This is a genomic window from Alcanivorax sp. IL3 (assembly GCF_047495465.1).
Lineage (GTDB): Bacteria > Pseudomonadota > Gammaproteobacteria > Pseudomonadales > Alcanivoracaceae > Alcanivorax > Alcanivorax jadensis.
The window spans coordinates 2,270,171-2,286,018 of sequence record NZ_CP179931.1 but is presented as its reverse complement, the minus strand read 5'-3'; the positions used below and the strand labels follow the sequence as shown (position 1 = coordinate 2,286,018).

General features: G+C 59.3%; 19 protein-coding genes. 18 read left to right on the top strand and 1 reads right to left on the bottom strand.

Features of this window, described 5'->3' with window-relative positions; genetic code table 11:
- Positions 1-62 precede the first annotated feature (62 nt).
- Genes ACMG4M_RS10655 through sppA form a run of 3 tightly spaced genes read left to right on the top strand, consistent with a single transcriptional unit; the run spans position 63 to position 2,665 of the window.
- Positions 63-1,016: an RluA family pseudouridine synthase gene (locus tag ACMG4M_RS10655; RefSeq protein WP_035247311.1), complete on the top strand. Its 954-nt coding sequence runs from the start codon at positions 63-65 to the stop codon at positions 1,014-1,016.
- The gene (locus ACMG4M_RS10650) at positions 1,013-1,690 is read left to right on the top strand and encodes an HAD family hydrolase (protein ID WP_414429956.1); all 678 of its coding nucleotides are present in this window, start codon (positions 1,013-1,015) and stop codon (positions 1,688-1,690) included. The genes ACMG4M_RS10655 and ACMG4M_RS10650 overlap by 4 nt, the downstream gene beginning before the upstream one ends.
- Complete coding sequence (sppA, locus tag ACMG4M_RS10645) at positions 1,691-2,665, top strand: signal peptide peptidase SppA (RefSeq protein ID WP_414429955.1); 975 nt, start codon at positions 1,691-1,693, stop codon at positions 2,663-2,665.
- 281 nt (positions 2,666-2,946) lie between these two features.
- Here the strand turns inward: sppA and ACMG4M_RS10640 are convergent, their stop codons facing one another.
- Positions 2,947-3,537, bottom strand: coding sequence for a Maf family protein (locus ACMG4M_RS10640; RefSeq protein ID WP_035247319.1), 591 nt, complete (start codon positions 3,535-3,537; stop codon positions 2,947-2,949).
- Here ACMG4M_RS10640 and ACMG4M_RS10635 point away from each other — a divergent pair.
- From ACMG4M_RS10635 to rmuC, 15 genes are all read left to right on the top strand, one after another.
- Positions 3,536-3,745 carry a hypothetical protein gene (locus ACMG4M_RS10635; protein ID WP_272963459.1) on the top strand — a complete coding sequence of 70 codons (210 nt, stop codon included), beginning with the start codon at positions 3,536-3,538 and terminating at the stop codon, positions 3,743-3,745. The two genes, ACMG4M_RS10640 and ACMG4M_RS10635, sit on opposite strands and share 2 nt — an antisense overlap.
- Positions 3,746-3,757: 12 nt before the next feature.
- Positions 3,758-4,273 carry a YceD family protein gene (locus ACMG4M_RS10630; protein ID WP_035247324.1) on the top strand — a complete coding sequence of 172 codons (516 nt, stop codon included), beginning with the start codon at positions 3,758-3,760 and terminating at the stop codon, positions 4,271-4,273.
- A gap of 33 nt (positions 4,274-4,306) precedes the next feature.
- The gene (rpmF, locus tag ACMG4M_RS10625) at positions 4,307-4,495 is read left to right on the top strand and encodes a 50S ribosomal protein L32 (protein ID WP_035247326.1); all 189 of its coding nucleotides are present in this window, start codon (positions 4,307-4,309) and stop codon (positions 4,493-4,495) included.
- 165 nt (positions 4,496-4,660) lie between these two features.
- Complete coding sequence (gene plsX / locus ACMG4M_RS10620; protein WP_335625916.1) at positions 4,661-5,686, top strand: phosphate acyltransferase PlsX; 1,026 nt, start codon at positions 4,661-4,663, stop codon at positions 5,684-5,686.
- Positions 5,687-5,775: 89 nt separating this feature from the next.
- Positions 5,776-6,705: an ACP S-malonyltransferase gene (gene fabD / locus ACMG4M_RS10615; protein WP_414429954.1), complete on the top strand. Its 930-nt coding sequence runs from the start codon at positions 5,776-5,778 to the stop codon at positions 6,703-6,705.
- A 2-nt stretch (positions 6,706-6,707) separates the two neighbouring features.
- Positions 6,708-7,439: a 3-oxoacyl-ACP reductase FabG gene (gene fabG, locus ACMG4M_RS10610; RefSeq protein ID WP_414429953.1), complete on the top strand. Its 732-nt coding sequence runs from the start codon at positions 6,708-6,710 to the stop codon at positions 7,437-7,439.
- Between the two features lie 186 nt (positions 7,440-7,625).
- A complete protein-coding gene (acpP, locus tag ACMG4M_RS10605) occupies positions 7,626-7,859 on the top strand; it encodes an acyl carrier protein (protein WP_035247337.1) in 234 nt (77 codons plus the stop codon).
- A 236-nt stretch (positions 7,860-8,095) separates the two neighbouring features.
- Positions 8,096-9,334 (top strand): beta-ketoacyl-ACP synthase II, encoded by a 1,239-nt coding sequence (fabF, locus tag ACMG4M_RS10600; RefSeq protein WP_414429952.1) that lies wholly within the window; start codon positions 8,096-8,098, stop codon positions 9,332-9,334.
- Positions 9,334-10,134, top strand: a complete 801-nt coding sequence (pabC, locus tag ACMG4M_RS10595; protein ID WP_414429951.1) for an aminodeoxychorismate lyase — start codon at positions 9,334-9,336, stop codon at positions 10,132-10,134. Before fabF ends, pabC begins: the two co-directional genes overlap by 1 nt.
- A gap of 166 nt (positions 10,135-10,300) precedes the next feature.
- Positions 10,301-11,359 carry an endolytic transglycosylase MltG gene (gene mltG, locus ACMG4M_RS10590; RefSeq protein ID WP_035247346.1) on the top strand — a complete coding sequence of 353 codons (1,059 nt, stop codon included), beginning with the start codon at positions 10,301-10,303 and terminating at the stop codon, positions 11,357-11,359.
- Positions 11,356-11,982 (top strand): dTMP kinase, encoded by a 627-nt coding sequence (gene tmk / locus ACMG4M_RS10585; RefSeq protein ID WP_272963464.1) that lies wholly within the window; start codon positions 11,356-11,358, stop codon positions 11,980-11,982. The genes mltG and tmk overlap by 4 nt, the downstream gene beginning before the upstream one ends.
- Positions 11,973-12,980, top strand: coding sequence for a DNA polymerase III subunit delta' (locus tag ACMG4M_RS10580; RefSeq protein ID WP_414429950.1), 1,008 nt, complete (start codon positions 11,973-11,975; stop codon positions 12,978-12,980). The genes tmk and ACMG4M_RS10580 overlap by 10 nt, the downstream gene beginning before the upstream one ends.
- A gap of 90 nt (positions 12,981-13,070) precedes the next feature.
- On the top strand, positions 13,071-13,418 hold the full coding sequence (locus ACMG4M_RS10575) for a PilZ domain-containing protein (RefSeq protein WP_035247354.1): 348 nt from the start codon (positions 13,071-13,073) through the stop codon (positions 13,416-13,418).
- A gap of 191 nt (positions 13,419-13,609) precedes the next feature.
- The gene (locus ACMG4M_RS10570) at positions 13,610-14,401 is read left to right on the top strand and encodes a TatD family hydrolase (RefSeq protein ID WP_349380306.1); all 792 of its coding nucleotides are present in this window, start codon (positions 13,610-13,612) and stop codon (positions 14,399-14,401) included.
- Complete coding sequence (gene rmuC / locus ACMG4M_RS10565; RefSeq protein WP_272963467.1) at positions 14,398-15,735, top strand: DNA recombination protein RmuC; 1,338 nt, start codon at positions 14,398-14,400, stop codon at positions 15,733-15,735. Before ACMG4M_RS10570 ends, rmuC begins: the two co-directional genes overlap by 4 nt.
- Positions 15,736-15,848 lie beyond the last annotated feature (113 nt).

Sequence of the window (15,848 nt, the reverse complement as noted above, 5' to 3'; positions counted from 1 at the left end):
TCAGGTGAGTGTCGGCCAGTAGTTGTTCACTATTCTCTGCGTTTTTCTATAAACTGCGCGCCATGTCAGACGAGACCCCCGCAGCGAACCGTGTCAGCTTCGTGACCATTGACGAAGGCCGGCATGGTCAACGCCTGGACAATTTTCTCTTCACCCATCTGAAAGGGGTGCCCAAATCTCGTGTCTACCGGATCATTCGTTCCGGGGAAGTGCGGGTGAATAAAGGGCGCGCCCGCCAGACTACCCGGCTGGCCACTGGGGATGTGGTGCGTATTCCGCCGATCCGCACCAGCGAATCCGAGGCCCCGCCGGTGGTCAGCAGTGGGCTGACCGAGCGCCTCAGCCGGGCCTGTGTTTATGAGGATGATCAGCTCTTCATCTTCAACAAGCCCGCCGGCCTGGCGGTGCACGGTGGCAGCGGGGTGAGCCTGGGGCTGATTGAGGCCCTGAGGGTGATTCATCCGGCGGAAAAGGAAATGGAGCTGGTCCACCGGCTGGACCGGGATACCAGTGGACTGATCATGGTGGCCCGCAAGCGTGCCTTTCTGCGCAAGATGCAGCGTCTGATGCAGGCCGGTGAGGTAGAGAAGCGTTATTGGTTGCTCTGTCAGGGCTTCAAGGGCAAGGAGCGCACCATGGACGCGCCACTGCTGAAAATGCAGAACGGCAACGAGCGCATTGTCCGGGTGTCCCGGGAGGGCAAGGCGTCGGTCACCCATTTTCGCATGCTGGAGCGGCTGGCGGATGTGCAGCTGGTTGAGGCGACCCTGGAAACCGGTCGCACCCACCAGATTCGTGTGCACAGCCAGTTTGGCGGGTTCCCTTTGCTGGGGGACGATAAATACGGCACCGACAAGGGGGCTGCTTTACTCGCCAGCATCGGTCACAAGCGTTTGTGCCTTCATGCCCGCAACCTGGTCTTTCCCCATCCCAATAGCGGCAAGAAGGTGACCATCACCGCGCCGCTGGATGAGGATTTCGAGGCCATCCTGAAGACACTGCGAGGTGCCCGGTGAACTACGATCTGGTGATTTTTGACTGGGACGGCACGGTGATGGACTCCACCGGACGGATTGTCAGCTGCATGCAGCTGGCGGCGGTGGATCTGGGTCTCCCTTCACTGCCCGATGAAACCGTATGCGGCATTATCGGTCTGGGGTTGCCGGAGGCAATCGGCACGCTTTACCCGGTGCTGGACGCTGGAGGCATTGAGCGCATGCGCGAACGCTATGCCTTTCACTTTATTGCCGCTGAGGCTACACCCAGTGCTCTTTATCCCGGTGCCGAATCCCTGCTGACCGGGTTGCGGGAAGCAGGGATGAAGCTGGCAGTGGCCACGGGCAAGAGCCGCAAGGGCTTGCAACGGGTATGGGGCAACACCGGGCTCGATCGCTATTTTGATGCCTCCCGTTGTGCGGATGAGAGCCATTCCAAGCCGCACCCGGCCATGGTGCTGGAGTTGCTTCAGGAGATGGCAGTGTCGGCTCAAAGAGCGATTGTGGTGGGCGATACTACCTTTGATCTGGAGATGGCCAGAGCCGCCGGGGTTGACCGTGTGGCAGTCAGTTACGGCGCTCATCCGGTAGAGAAACTGTTGCCTTGTGAGCCTCTGGCTGTCATTGATAGATTGCATCATCTGCTGCCAGTGCTAGGGCTGGCAGCGACTGAACTGGTTACGGAGAATCTGTAAATGGAAAATCAGCCCCCTTCATCCCGTCCCGGGAACGAGCGTGAGTGGAAACTCATCGAGAAGCTGCTGGGTCAAGCCCAGGATGAGCACCGTAAATCCCGTCGCTGGGGGATTTTCTTCAAGATTCTGACGTTCGTTTACCTGTTCGTGCTGCTATTCATCATGCTGCCGGGCAAGGCCGGAGAAACCATGAAGGTCACTGAGGAGCATGTGGGCTTCGTGACGGTCTCCGGTGTGATCGCGCCGGATCAGGATGCCAGCGCGGATATGATTGTAAGCGGTCTGACGCGGGCTTTCGAAGCGGAGAATAGCAAGGCGATTGTTCTCAAGATCAATAGTCCGGGTGGTTCGCCGGTGCAGTCCAATCAGGTGTACAACGCCATTAAGCGCCTGCGCGCCGAATATCCCGAGAAAAAGGTTTATGCTGCCATCACCGATCTGGGGGCGTCCGGCGCCTACTATATCGCCTCCGCCGCTGATGAAATCTACGCGGACCCGGCCAGCATCGTGGGGTCCATTGGCGTGATCATGGCCGGCTTCGGTTTTGAGGAGGCAGCCGAGAAACTGGGTGTGGAACGTCGTGTGCTTACCGCCGGTGAAAACAAGGCGGTGATGGATCCCTTCTCCCCGATCAGCCCGGAAGACCGTAAACACATGCAGGTGATGCTGGATGAAATCCACCAGCAGTTTATTACGGCAGTAAAAAACGGTCGTGGTGATCGCCTGAAAGCGGACACCCATCCGGAAATCTTCTCTGGTCTATTCTGGACCGGCGAGAAGGCCATGGAGCTGGGCCTGGTGGATGGCCTGAAGAGCCCGGGTAATGTGGCCAGGGACATCGTCGGGCTGGAAGAGATGGTCAACTACAGCGTCAGTCGTTCGCCCTTTGAGGAATTTGTTCGCCGTTTCGGGGTGTCCATCGGGGAAGGCGTAGCCAACAAGCTGGGCCTGTCTGCAGCGTCGGCAATTCGCTGAAATGAAATGATAGCTACGAGCTACGAGCTACGAGCTACGAGCTACGAGCTACGAGCTACGAGCTACGAGCTACGAGCTACGAGCTACGAGCTACGCTGGTTGGATAGGGAAGGTCTGGAAAGTTCCGGGCCTTCGTGATTTCTTACGAAGCCGCTGTAGGAGCCCATGCTTGCATGGCGAACCGTGCGAAGCACGGATCGTCCGCAGGACGATCAAAGCTAGAAGCTAGAAGAGGCGGGTTCCGAAAAGCGGCATCGCTCCCGGAACCCGCGCTGCTGCCTTTATAGAGGCAGAGAGATCCCTTCCGCTGCCAGAAACTCTGTCAGCAGAATCAATGGCAGGCCCACCAGGGTGTTGGGGTCCCGGCCTTCCATGGCCTTGAACAGGACAATACCGAGCCCTTCAGATTTGAAGCTGCCGGCACAGTTGAGCGGCTGTTCCGCATCCACATAGCGTTCTATCTGCGCTGGACGCAGAGTGCGGAATTGCACATGGAAGGGGTCGCAGGCTACCTGGGTGCGTCCAGTGGCCGTATTGAGCAGGCACAGGCCGGTGAGGAAAGTCACCCGCTGGCCGCTGGCGGCGCTCAGCTGTTCGATGGCCTTTTCCCGGGTGCCGGGCTTGCCCAGTACCCGGTCGCCGATCACGGCCACCTGGTCAGAGCCGATGATCAGGGTGTCCGGGTGTGACCCGGCCAGAGCGCCGGCTTTTTCCCTGGCCAGACGCATTACCAGGGCCACCGGGGATTCGTCCGCCAGGGGGGATTCATCGATATCCGGACTCTGATGGATAAAATCCAGCCCCAGCTTGTCCAACAACTGGCGACGGAAGGGCGAGGACGAGGCAAGTAACAGGGCAGGGGTGTCAGTCATGATTATCTCCGCTTCTGGCGCGGCAGAGTGTAGTGATTTTCCCTTGATGGAAGAAGGGTTGAGGGCAGATAAAGCCGTCAAAATGAGCGGGTTCGGCCTGATTTATGCACTCAGCCCGGTAATCTTTTTCCCGGATACGAAAAACTCTTTTGCTGTCAGCGATTTAGCTGGCCACATTAACTTTGACAGGCGGGCCTTGCGGCCCTAGAATTGCGCGCTTATGTTTTCAGGGCAACTGCCACAGTTCCTCGATCCCCGCAAATATGCGGATCAGGGTCGCGTCGTTGAGGGCCGGCTTACCGTTAGTGACCTGCCTCGCCTGCAGGATTACCGCGAAAGTCTGGACCAGCCAGTAGTAATTTCGCTGGCGTTCGGTCGTGATGAAGAGGGGCATCGGCGTATCGAGGGCGAGGTCAGCACGCAATTGGTGCTGCCGTGTCAGCGCTGCCTGGAGCCAGTAGTTTGTGACGTGCACGCGACCATTGATGTGGCGCTGGTACGGAACGAGGATCAGGCGAAAGCCTTGCCGCAGCGACTGGATCCCTGGCTAGTGGGTGATGATCCCATGGTACTCACCGACCTGCTTGAAGAAGAGCTGTTGCTGGCCATGCCGTTGGTGGCACTGCATGACTCTTGCCCGACAGTGTTACCGCACGAAAGCGGTAAACCTGAGAAACAGGAAAACGCGGATAACCCTTTTGCCGTTCTGGCCAAATTAAAAGGTCAAGGCAAGTAAATTCAGGCTGAATAAACGCCCGAGGAGTTCGAAATGGCTGTTCAGAAGAACCGTAAAACCCGTTCCAAGCGCGGCATGCGCCGTTCTCACGACGCGCTGACTTCTGCCGCGCTGACCGAAGATACCAATACCGGTGAAGTTCACCGTCGTCACCACATTTCCCCTGATGGCATGTACCGTGGCCGCCAGGTGATTCGTCAGGTCGAGACCGACGACGAATAAGTGACGCGGGAGCCTCGGGCTCCCGTTTTGCTGTGTGCCTGTAGTAGGCGCCCAGAAAATCCTCCTCCGGGAGGATTTTTTGTAAGTGGATGATAGCCACCATGTTTCCATGGGCGGAAATTTGTCAGAATAGCCGCCGCTGAATTGATAACAAGGAAACAGCCCATGTCGGTTGTGACGTTGGCGGTGGATGCCATGGGGGGAGATCACGGTCTTGCCGTGACAGTGCCCGCCGTGGCAACAATGCTTTCCCGCCAGGAACATCTGCACATCATTCTCGTCGGCCAGCCCGAACCGCTGGCGGACGCCATCACCAAGGCTGGCCTCGATGGCCATGCCCGCATCACGGTCCAGCCCGCCAGCGAACTGGTGGCCATGGATGACTCGGTGGCCGTGGCCTTGCGCCAGAAAAAAGACTCCTCCATGCGGGTGGCCATCAATATGGTCAAGGAAGGGCGCGCCCAGGCAGCGGTCAGTGCCGGTAATACCGGTGCCCTGATGGCGGTGAGCCGCTTCGTGCTCAAGACCCTGCCCGGGGTGGATCGTCCTGCCATCTGTACCGCCATTCCCACCGTGTCCGGCCACTGCCATATGCTCGACCTGGGCGCCAATGTGGATTCCGAACCCGAGCATCTGTTGCAGTTTGCCCTGATGGGGCAGGCGCTGGTCAATGCGGTGGATGGCGTGCGCCACCCCCGGGTGGCCCTGCTCAACATCGGTGAGGAAGACATCAAGGGCAATGAGCAGATCAAGGAGGCCGCCGGCCTGCTGCGTGATGCTCCGAACATTAACTACGCCGGCTTTATCGAGGGTGACGGCATCTTTGCCGGTGAAGCGGATGTGGTGGTCTGCGATGGCTTCGTGGGCAATGTCTCCCTGAAGACTATGGAAGGCGTGGCCAAGATGCTCAAGAACATGATCCGTGAAGAGGCAGAACGTTCCTGGCTGCGGAAACTGTCCGCCTTGCTGGCCCTGCCGGTGTTTCGTGGTCTGAAGTCGCGCATGGATCCGGACCGATACAACGGTGCCAGCCTGGTTGGCCTGCGCGGTGTGGTGGTGAAAAGCCATGGTGGCACCACGGTGGAAGGCTTCGCCAGTGCCCTGGAAGTGGCCGAACTGGAAGCCCGCCGCAATGTGCCGGCACTGATCCGCGATGCCCTGGCACCAGTGGCCAATAGTGCGGACGCCTGAAACAGTACATTAATACTTTGTTGCAGGGTGAGCCGGACAGCCAATGGCAAAGCCGGCATACTGCGACCTGCACTTTAAGGGGATAGTGAATGTCCAAAACTGCTTTTATTTTTCCCGGTCAGGGTTCCCAGAGCCTTGGCATGCTCGCTGACTTTGCCGACCGTCCGGCGGTAAGGCAGACCTTTCAAGAAGCGTCCGGCGCCCTCGGCCTGGATATCTGGGCCCTCTGTCAGGATGGTCCTCAGGAAGCTCTGAACCAGACTGAAAATACCCAGCCCCTGTTGCTGACGGCAGGTGTTGCCCTGTGGCGGCTGTGGGAGCAGAGCGGTGGTCCGCGCCCCAATTTGCTGGCTGGCCACAGCCTGGGTGAATACACCGCCCTGACCTGTGCCGGTGTGGTCACCCTGGGCGATGCGGTGCGTCTGGTGCGTACCCGTGGACAGCTGATGCAGCAGGCCGTGGCCGCCGGTGAGGGCAAGATGGCAGCCGTGCTGGGTCTGGATGATGATCAGGTCCGCGCGGCCTGTGAGCAGGCCGCCGATGGCGATGTGGTTGAAGCGGTGAACTTCAATGCCCCAGGCCAGGTAGTCATTGCCGGTTCCGCCGCCGCGGTGGAGCGTGCCATCGCCGCCTGTAAGGAAGCCGGCGCCAAACGGGCCATGCCTTTGCCGGTCAGCGTACCTTCCCACTGTGCGCTGATGAAGCCGGCAGCGGATCAACTGGCAGAGACTCTCAAGGCCACCAGCTTTCATGCAGCGGAAATGCCGGTCATCAATAATGTGGATGTGGCCATGGAAACCGCACCGGAGCAGATTCGCGAGGCGCTGATCCGCCAGCTCTATTCGCCGGTGCGCTGGGTGGAAACCATCCAGGCGCTGAAAGAGCAGGGCGTCAGCCATGTGTATGAATGCGGGCCGGGCAAGGTACTCAGTGGTCTGATCAAACGGATCGACCGGGAGATTGCCGCTCGTCCGCTGGAAACCGGAGAGGCCTTCGAGGTTGCTCTGAAAGGGGAATAAGGATGTCAGAAAAGAAAATCGCGTTAGTCACCGGCGCTAGCCGAGGCATCGGCCGTGCCATCGCCGAACAGCTGGTCGCAGACGGTTTTTTCGTGGTCGGCACTGCCACCTCGGAAAAAGGCGCTGCGGCTATCGGTGATGCGCTGGGTGCCAATGGCGCCGGCAAGGTGCTGAACGTAACCGACAAGGAATCCGTGATCAGCACGGTAAAAAGCATCAACGACGAGTTCGGTGCACCGCGGGTATTGGTGAACAACGCAGGCATTACCCGCGACAACATCATGCTGCGCATGAAAGATGACGAGTGGGAAGATGTCATCGACACCAACCTCAACTCCCTCTATCGAGTCAGCAAGGCCTGCCTGAAAGGGATGACCAAGGCCCGCTGGGGGCGCATTATCAATATCAGTTCCGTGGTCGGTACCATGGGCAATGCGGGCCAGGCGAACTATGCTGCTGCAAAGGGTGGGGTAGAAGGTTTCACCCGTGCATTGGCGCGGGAGCTTGGCTCACGTAACATCACTGTGAATTCCGTGGCGCCGGGCTTTATCCAGACGGACATGACGGAGGCCCTGCCCGAGGCGCAGAAAGAGGCGCTTCTGGCGGGTATTCCGCTGGGTCGTTTGGGTCAGCCTGGGGAAATTGCCAGTGCAGTTGGCTGGCTTGCCAGCGACGGTGGCGGCTACGTCACCGGGACCACTTTACATGTCAATGGCGGCATGTTTACCGGGTAGCTCAAAAAACGGGCACCGGAGGGTTTCTGAAAAAGCGGTCTAATACGCTGTTTTTACAGAAGAAAATATTTGGAAAAACTTCAGGTAACGGCACTGGCTCAGTTGGGTTGCAAGCGCAAACAGCGTTCACCTAGAATAGCCGCTGACAGGTGCTAGCACACCATTAATCAGGAGAGTTATAGGATCATGAGCAGCATCGAAGATCGCGTAAATAAAATCATCGTTGAACAACTGGGTGTTAAGCCGGAAGACGTAAAACCAGAAGCGTCCTTCGTTGAAGATCTGGGTGCCGACTCCCTGGACACCGTTGAGCTGGTGATGGCCCTCGAAGAAGAATTCGAAACTGAAATTCCGGACGAAGAAGCGGAGAAAATCAACACCGTTCAGTCCGCTGTGGATTACATCAAAGCCCACAGCTGATTTCAGTTGTTGAAGCAGTACCAGGAAAGCCGCAAGGTTCTATGAACTTGCGGCTTTTTTGTTGCCGCTGAAGTCACACTGGCTTTGCCATCATGAGTGGCCAAAGTGGAGGGTGTTCTTCGGGCTAATTCATGGCTGAACGTTGATTTTTGCTTACACAACGGCGACGAGCATCGGGATTCTTTGTAGTAATCTTGTGCGTAGTGCCCCAACAATAAAGGATGGGAGGTATTCGGGTGACGTCACGTCGAGTAGTGATTACAGGTCTGGGAATGTTGACCCCGCTGGGTGCGGATGTGGCTTCCACTTGGGAAGGTATCAAAGCAGGTAAGAGCGGCATCCGTAACATCGAGCATTTCGATACGGAATCCTTCGCCACGCGTTTCGCAGGCCTTGTGCCGGAATTCGACATCGCCGACTACCTGTCTCCGAAAGATGCCCGCAAGATGGATGTCTTCATCCAGTATGGTCTGGTGGCGGCGATTCAGGCCATCCGCGATGCCGGTCTGGATATGGAGAAGGAAGATGCCGACCGTGTAGGTGCGGCGTTCGGCTCGGGAATCGGTGGCCTGACCAATATTGAAGACAACCACCGCAAGATGCTGGATTCCGGCCCGCGCAAGCTGTCTCCGTTCTTTGTGCCTGGCACTATCATCAACATGATCGCCGGTAATCTGGCCATCATGTATGGCATGAAAGGGCCCAACTTTGCCATCACGACAGCCTGTACCACCGGTACCCATAACATCGGTTTTGCCGCCCAGCAGATCATGCTGGGCCAGGCGGATGTGATGGTAGCGGGGGGCTCCGAGAAAGGCTCCACACCGCTGGGAATGGGCGGTTTTGCCGCAGCACGAGCGCTGTCCACCCGCAATGATGACCCCCAGGGCGCCAGCCGACCCTGGGACAAGGGCCGTGATGGCTTTGTGCTGGCTGACGGTGCCGGTGCGGTGGTATTGGAAGACTACGAGCACGCCAAGGCCCGTGGGGCTACCATCTACGCCGAGCTGGCAGGTTTCGGCATGAGTGATGATGCCTATCACATCACCGCGCCGGCAGAAGGGGGTGTGGGCGCCATGAAAGCCATGGAAAATGCGCTGCGCAATGCGGGAGTCGCCGCGCAGGAAGTGGATTACATCAACGCCCACGGCACTTCCACACAGATGGGCGACCTGGCGGAAATTGCTGCCATCAAGTCCCTGTTTGGCGAGCATGCCGAGAAACTGGCGGTGAGCTCCACCAAGTCCATGATCGGTCACCTGCTGGGAGCGGCCGGGGCGGTAGAGGCGATCTTCTCTATCCTGGCCATTCGTGACTCCATTGCGCCACCTACCATCAACCTGGATGAACCCGACGAGGGCTGTGATCTGAATCTGGTGGCGAATACGGCCCAGCAGCGCAATATCGACTATGCGCTGTCCAACTCCTTCGGTTTCGGCGGTACCAACGGTACCTTGCTGTTCAAGAAGGTGTGATGGTCGATCCTCGTGATCGCGGACTGGCCTATGGCGATGGGCTGTTTGAAACCCTGAGGGTGACGGCGGATGGCTCCGTGCCACTCTGGCCCTGGCATCTCCGGCGTTTGCTGCGCGGTGCCCGGGCGCTGGGGCTGCCATCCCTGCCGGAAACGCGTTATCTGTCGGCCCTTGAAGAAGGGGTGGCTGCTCTGGGCGGAAAGCCCGGTGTGGTCAAGCTGATCTTGACCCGGGGGCCGGGGGGACGCGGTTATCTGCCTCCCTCGAACCCAAAGCCAACGGTGTTATGGCAGGCCGGTCCGCTGCCCGCCTGGTCCCATCAGCTGCGTGAGCAGGGCATTGTGCTGGGGCTGTGTGGTGAGCCACTGCACCCGGAGTCCCTGGCCGGGCTCAAGCACCTCAACCGTCTTCCCCAGGTACAGGCCCGCCGCGAAGTGGCTCGCCATGGCTGGCACGAAGGGCTGTTGCTCAGCCCCCGTCGCCAACCGCTGGAAGCCACCTCGATGAATCTGTTCGCCCGGTTGGATGGCCATTGGTGGACGCCGGACCTGCAGGCGGCCCGGGCTGGTGTGGCGGGGGTGATGCGTGAGTGGCTTGATGAGCATTTGACGGAGCAGGGGGAAAATGTGGCCTGCGATCTGCGGCCGCTGTCACAGCTTGCCGACGCTCAGGGGCTGTTTTTGTGTAACAGTGTTGTCGGCGTGCTCCCGGTGCGTAAACTGGCGCAATGGCAGTGGCCGGTACTGGATTCAGTGCTGCAATTGCAGCACTCTGTGGATGCGCTTTTTCTGCCACGGTAACACCGTTGCCAACCTGCCTGAGACACCAGGATTCATGAGCTACCCGGTGATGAGTGCCTTGAGAGGTCGAGTTTTGCCACGCTGACTCCCCCCTCCCTCAGGGCGATCGTTCCGCTCTGGCAAAGAATTTATTTCATTCCGCAACACAGGCCCTACAATTTCTCTCATGCGTAAAAAAATTCGAATTTTCGGACTGCTGGTGGTGTTGCTGGTGGTCGCCGTTCCTTTGGTGACGGCCTGGGTCAGCAGCTACTTGCACCAGCCCTTGCCGCTGACTGAGGCCAGTGTGGTTGAGGTTCCCCGTGGTGCAGGATTGAGTCAGGTGCTGCATGAGCTGAAAAAACGCGGCTTGCTGGGCGAAGGCTATCAGGCGGATTTTCGCCGTGTAGGGGCGCGGATCTATAGCAGCCTGACGGATATGGACGGGCGCATGCATGTGGGCGAGTACCGCTTGCGGCCCGGTGACTCCCTGCTCAGCCTGCTGGAAAAAATGGATCGCGGGGAAGTGATTCAGCGCAGCCTGACGCTGGTGGAGGGCTGGAACTTCCGTGAGCTGCGCCTGCGGCTGGCGGCTCAGGAAAGCCTGAGTCATACCCTGGACAGTCTCACTGATGACCAGATCATGGAAAAGCTGGGCCGCCCGGACCTGCATCCGGAAGGCTGGTTTGCGCCGGAAACCTATTTCTATACCCGTGGCACCTCGGACCTGACCATCCTGCGCCGGGCGCTGGAGCGGCAGGAAGCCTTGCTGGAAGAGGCCTGGTCGCAGAAAGCGGATGACCTGCCCATCGACAGCCCCTATGAAGCGCTGATACTGGCGTCCATTATTGAAAAGGAAACCGGGGTGCCGGACGAGCGCCCGGAAATTGCCGGCGTCTTTACCAACCGGTTGCGCAAGGGTATGCGCCTGCAGACGGACCCCACAGTGATTTACGGAATGGGTGAGGCCTATGATGGCAATATTCGCCGTTCCGACCTGCGCCGACCCACACCCTACAACACCTATACGATTTCCGGGTTGCCGCCCACGCCCATCGCCATGCCCGGTCGTGAAGCGATCCAGGCGGCGGTCAATCCGGCGGAAACCGAGTCCCTGTTTTTTGTTGCCCGCGGCGATGGCAGCCATTACTTCTCCAAAACCCTGGCACAACACCGCAAGGCCGTCCGTGACTATCAGCTACGCCGTCGCGAAGGTTATCGCTCCTCGCCGGGGGGGTCACAGTGAGGGGCCGTTTTATCACCCTGGAAGGTGGCGAAGGCGCCGGCAAGAGCAGCAACCTGGACTGGCTTGCCACCCGATTGCGCGAGGCAGGCAAGACCGTGCTGGTGACCCGGGAACCGGGCGGCACCCCGTTGGCGGAATCCATCCGCAACGTACTGCTGGCGCCCAGCGATGAAAAAATGGCGGATGATACCGAGCTGCTGCTGGTGTTTGCCGCCCGGGCCCAGCACCTGGCAGAAAAGATTCGTCCGGCTCTGGAGCGGGGCGACTGGGTGCTGAGCGACCGTTTTGTGGATGCCACCTGGGCCTATCAGGGAGCAGGGCGAGGTCTTGACCAGGATGCCATTAGCCGCCTGGAGGCGCTGGTGGTGCGTGATACGCAGCCCGACATGACGCTGCTGTTTGATGTGCCGGTGGATGTGGGCATGGCCCGTGCCGGCAAACGGGCGGCTCTGGATCGCATCGAGCAGGAAGACCGGGCGTTCTTCGAGCGGATTCGCCAGTGCTATCAGGAACGGGCCGGCAATGAACCGGACCGCTTTCGGGTGCTGGATGCCTCATGCGATCTGGATCAGGTCCGTGCCCAGCTACAGCCCCTGCTGGAGGAAATGCTCACATGGTCGTAGAGCGCGCACGTATCCAGGTACCGTGTCCCTGGCATCAGGACACTATGGCCCAGCTGTTGGATCAGCATCAGCAGGGGCGCCTTCCCCATGCGTTGCTGATCACTGGCGCGAAAGGGATCGGCAAGCTGCGGCTGGCAGAGTCACTGGCGCAGACATTGCTGTGTGACAAACCTGCCGGTGGTCTGCCCTGTGGTCAGTGTCAGGGCTGCCAGTTGAGTACCGCAGGTACCCACCCGGACCTGCACCGGCTCAGCCCGGAAGACAAGAGCAAGGTCATCAAGATTGATCAGGTACGCAAGCTGGTGGGCTTTGCCACCCGCACCGCCCAGTACAGCGGCTACCGGGTGGCGATTGTGGCGCAGGCGGAGGCGCTCAACCGCAACGCCCAGAATGCCCTGCTCAAGACCCTGGAAGAGCCCGGTGGCCAGACGTTGTTGCTGCTGGTCTGCGATCAGCCGACCCTGTTGCTGCCCACCATCCGTAGCCGTTGTCAGCAGCGTATCCTGCCGCTGCCGCCCCAGGAGCAGGCACTGGAGTGGTTGCAGAGCCAGGTAGGGGAGAGTGCTCGCTCGCTGCTGGATGCGGCTCAGGGGGCACCTCTGCGAGCCCTGGCCCTGGAGCAGGCCGAGTGGTTTGCCGACCGGGCCCGTTTGCTGGAAGTGCTGGTCTCAGTGGCGGAAGGGCGTCAGTCCGTGTCCCAGGCCTCACCGATGCTGTCAAAGCATGATCCCACGGAAATGGCCGGGGTGATCTATGGCTGGTTGTCCCGCTGCCTCAATCAGGCCTATTCAGGACAGCAAAGCGCCGATGCATCACTGGCGCCCTTGCTGACCCGACTGTCCCGTGCCGTGCCGCCGGCGCGCCTGCTGCGCGCTGCCCAGCGGGTACTGGAAGGGCGACGGGCATTGATGTCCGGTGCCAACCCCAACAAGGATCTGCTCTACGAACAGTGGCTGCTGGTGCTGGTGGGCGTTGACGCTGCGGCGGCAGCCCACTAATCTTTACGCTATTAATAATAAAGTCTTACTGGCTGTGCCATGCGCTGACGGGCATGGGGACAGCCGGTATGTCACACGAGGCTCTCCCCTATGAAAATGCCCGGCGGCCGCAGCGGCATCCTGTCGCTTTCCATCAAGGACAAGGCGGTACTCTATTCCGCTTACATGCCCTTCATCACCAATGGCGGCCTGTTCATTCCCACCGACAAGCAATACAAGCTGGGCGAGGAAATCTTCCTGTTGCTCAACATCATGGATGAATCCGACAAGATCCCGGTGGCCGGCAAGGTGGTCTGGATCACCCCGAAAGGGGCCCAGGGCAATCGCAGTGCCGGAATCGGCGTGCAGTTCTCCGACCAGGACGACACTGCCCGGGTCACCATCGAAAACCATCTGGCCGGTTCCCTGGAATCCGATCGTCCGACGCATACGATGTAGGACGCCGCACGCATCACGCAACAACGCGATAAGCGCTTTTCCACATTGAAACCCTTGAGGCCGCGCCCTAAACCTGAGCGCGGCCTCATGCGTTTAGTGACACAAAAACCCTGCCCGTGTTGTTGCGTGCTGCGTGTCGCATGTTGCCTATCTACGCTACAATTCCCGCGTTTGTCATGCCGGAGCACTGAATGTCTGACGTCGCTTTTGTGGATTCCCACTGCCACCTGGATCGCCTCAATCTGGACGCCCATAACGGGGACTTTGATGCCATGATGGCCGCCACTGCCGAGGCAGGGGTCAGCCACATGTTGTGCATTGGCGTAGACCTGGAAACCTTTCCTGATGTGCAGGCGCTGGCCGAGCAACATGATCATGTGTATGCCAGTGTTGGCGTGCACCCGCTCTACAAGGAGTCCCGCGAGCCCCAGGTCAGTGAGCTGGTAGAAAGGGCATCGCACCCGAAAGTGGTCGCCATTGGCGAGACCGGGCTGGACTACTTTTATGCCAAAGAGCAGCGGGAGTGGCAGCAGCGGTATTTTATTGCCCATATTCAGGCAGCTCGGGAGACCGGACTGCCGCTGGTTATCCATACCCGTGGCGCCAAGGACGATACCCTGGCGCTGCTGAGAGAATACGGCCAGGGACAGGTTCATGGTGTGCTGCATTGCTTTACCGAAGACCTGGATATGGCGCAGCAGGCCATCGATATGGGGTTCTATATTTCCATCTCCGGCATTATCACGTTCCGCAATGCAGAAAGCCTGCGCGACACCGTCAAGGCACTGCCGCTGGAGCGCCTGTTGATCGAAACCGACTCTCCCTGGCTGGCGCCGGTACCGTTCCGGGGCAAGCCCAATGAGCCCCGCTATGTGGCCCAGGTGGCCGAATGTGTGGCGGAGCTAAAGGGGGTCGACGTGGCTGAACTGGCGCGCATTACCCGTGACAATTTCTTTACCCTCTTCAACAAGGCGCAACCATGAATCCGAATTTGATGCTGGGGCTGGCCGCCCTTGGTGGCGCAGTCTTTGCGGCGCTGCTGGTGCTGCTGATGGAGCGTCGTCGAAGCGCTGGCCGGGAAGCGGAGCTGGTGGCCGAGAAGCAGGCCCTGTCGGAACCGTTGGCCCAGGTGCCGCTGTTGCGCGAGCAGCTGGACACCAGCCAGCGCCGTTTGCAGGACAGTGAGTCCCGTCTGCAGCAGCTGGCCTCCGACAAGGCGCGGCTGGAAGAGCGGTTGGCCGGCCAGGAAGAAAAACTGACCTTTGCGGAGAAGAGCCGCGAACAGCTCAAGCAGGAATTCGAAAACCTGTCCGCACGGATTTTCGAGCAACGGGGCAAGCAGCTGCAGGAACAGCAACAGCAAGGGCTGGACGGCATGCTCAAACCGTTCCGTGAGCAACTGGCTGACTTCCGCCGCCGCGTCGACCAGATCCACAGTGACGAAACCCGGGCCCAGGCTTCCCTGATCGAGCAATTGGGTCAGCTGCGCAGTCTCAACCAGCAGATGCACGAGGACGCCCGCAATCTCACCGATGCCCTGAAAGGGCAGGTGAAGACCCAGGGCAACTGGGGGGAAATGATTCTTGAGCGGGTGCTGGAATCGTCCGGGCTGACCCGTGGGCGCGAGTATGAAACCCAGGTCACCCTGAAAGATGAGAGCGGTCAGCGACGCCTGCCTGATGCCATTGTCCACCTGCCCGAGAACAAGGACGTGGTGATCGATGCCAAGGTCTCCCTGGTAGCCTATGAGCGCCTGTCATCGGCCTCCACCAGTGAAGAGCGGGAGCAGGCCCTGCGTGATCATCTGATGTCTCTGCGCAGTCATATCAAAGGCCTGGATATCAAGGATTACAGCGGACTGGAAGGAATTCGCAGTCTGGACTTCGTGCTGCTGTTCATTCCCATCGAGGGCGCCTTCATGGTGGCCATGGAGCAGGACTCCAGCCTCTACACCGATGCCTTTGCCCGCAACATCGTGCTGGTCAGCCCAACCACCTTGCTGGTGACGTTGCGTACCATCCAGAACATCTGGCGCTATGAGTACCAGAACCGCAATGCCCTGGATATCGCCGCCCGTGCCGGCAAAATCTGTGATCAGGTGTCTTTGGTCACGGAATCCCTGGAAGACGTGGGTGACAAGCTTGCCAAGGCAACATCGTCTTGGGAGCAGACCCAAAAACGTCTTACCAGTGGTAACGGCAACCTGTTGCGCCAGGCGCACCAGTTGAAAGATCTGGGTGCTAAGGCTCGTCGCAGTCTGCCGGCACCGGCTGATGACGACGACTCTGAAGACCTGCAGGACGACAGTGCCGACTGATAAGTCAGTCGGACAATGTGGTGTGAATGTTGTAAAAGGTTGCTTTTATACAAAGCGTTTTGCATGATAAAAAATATGCAGTAAAACTTCGCGCAATATGACGCTATATGTCG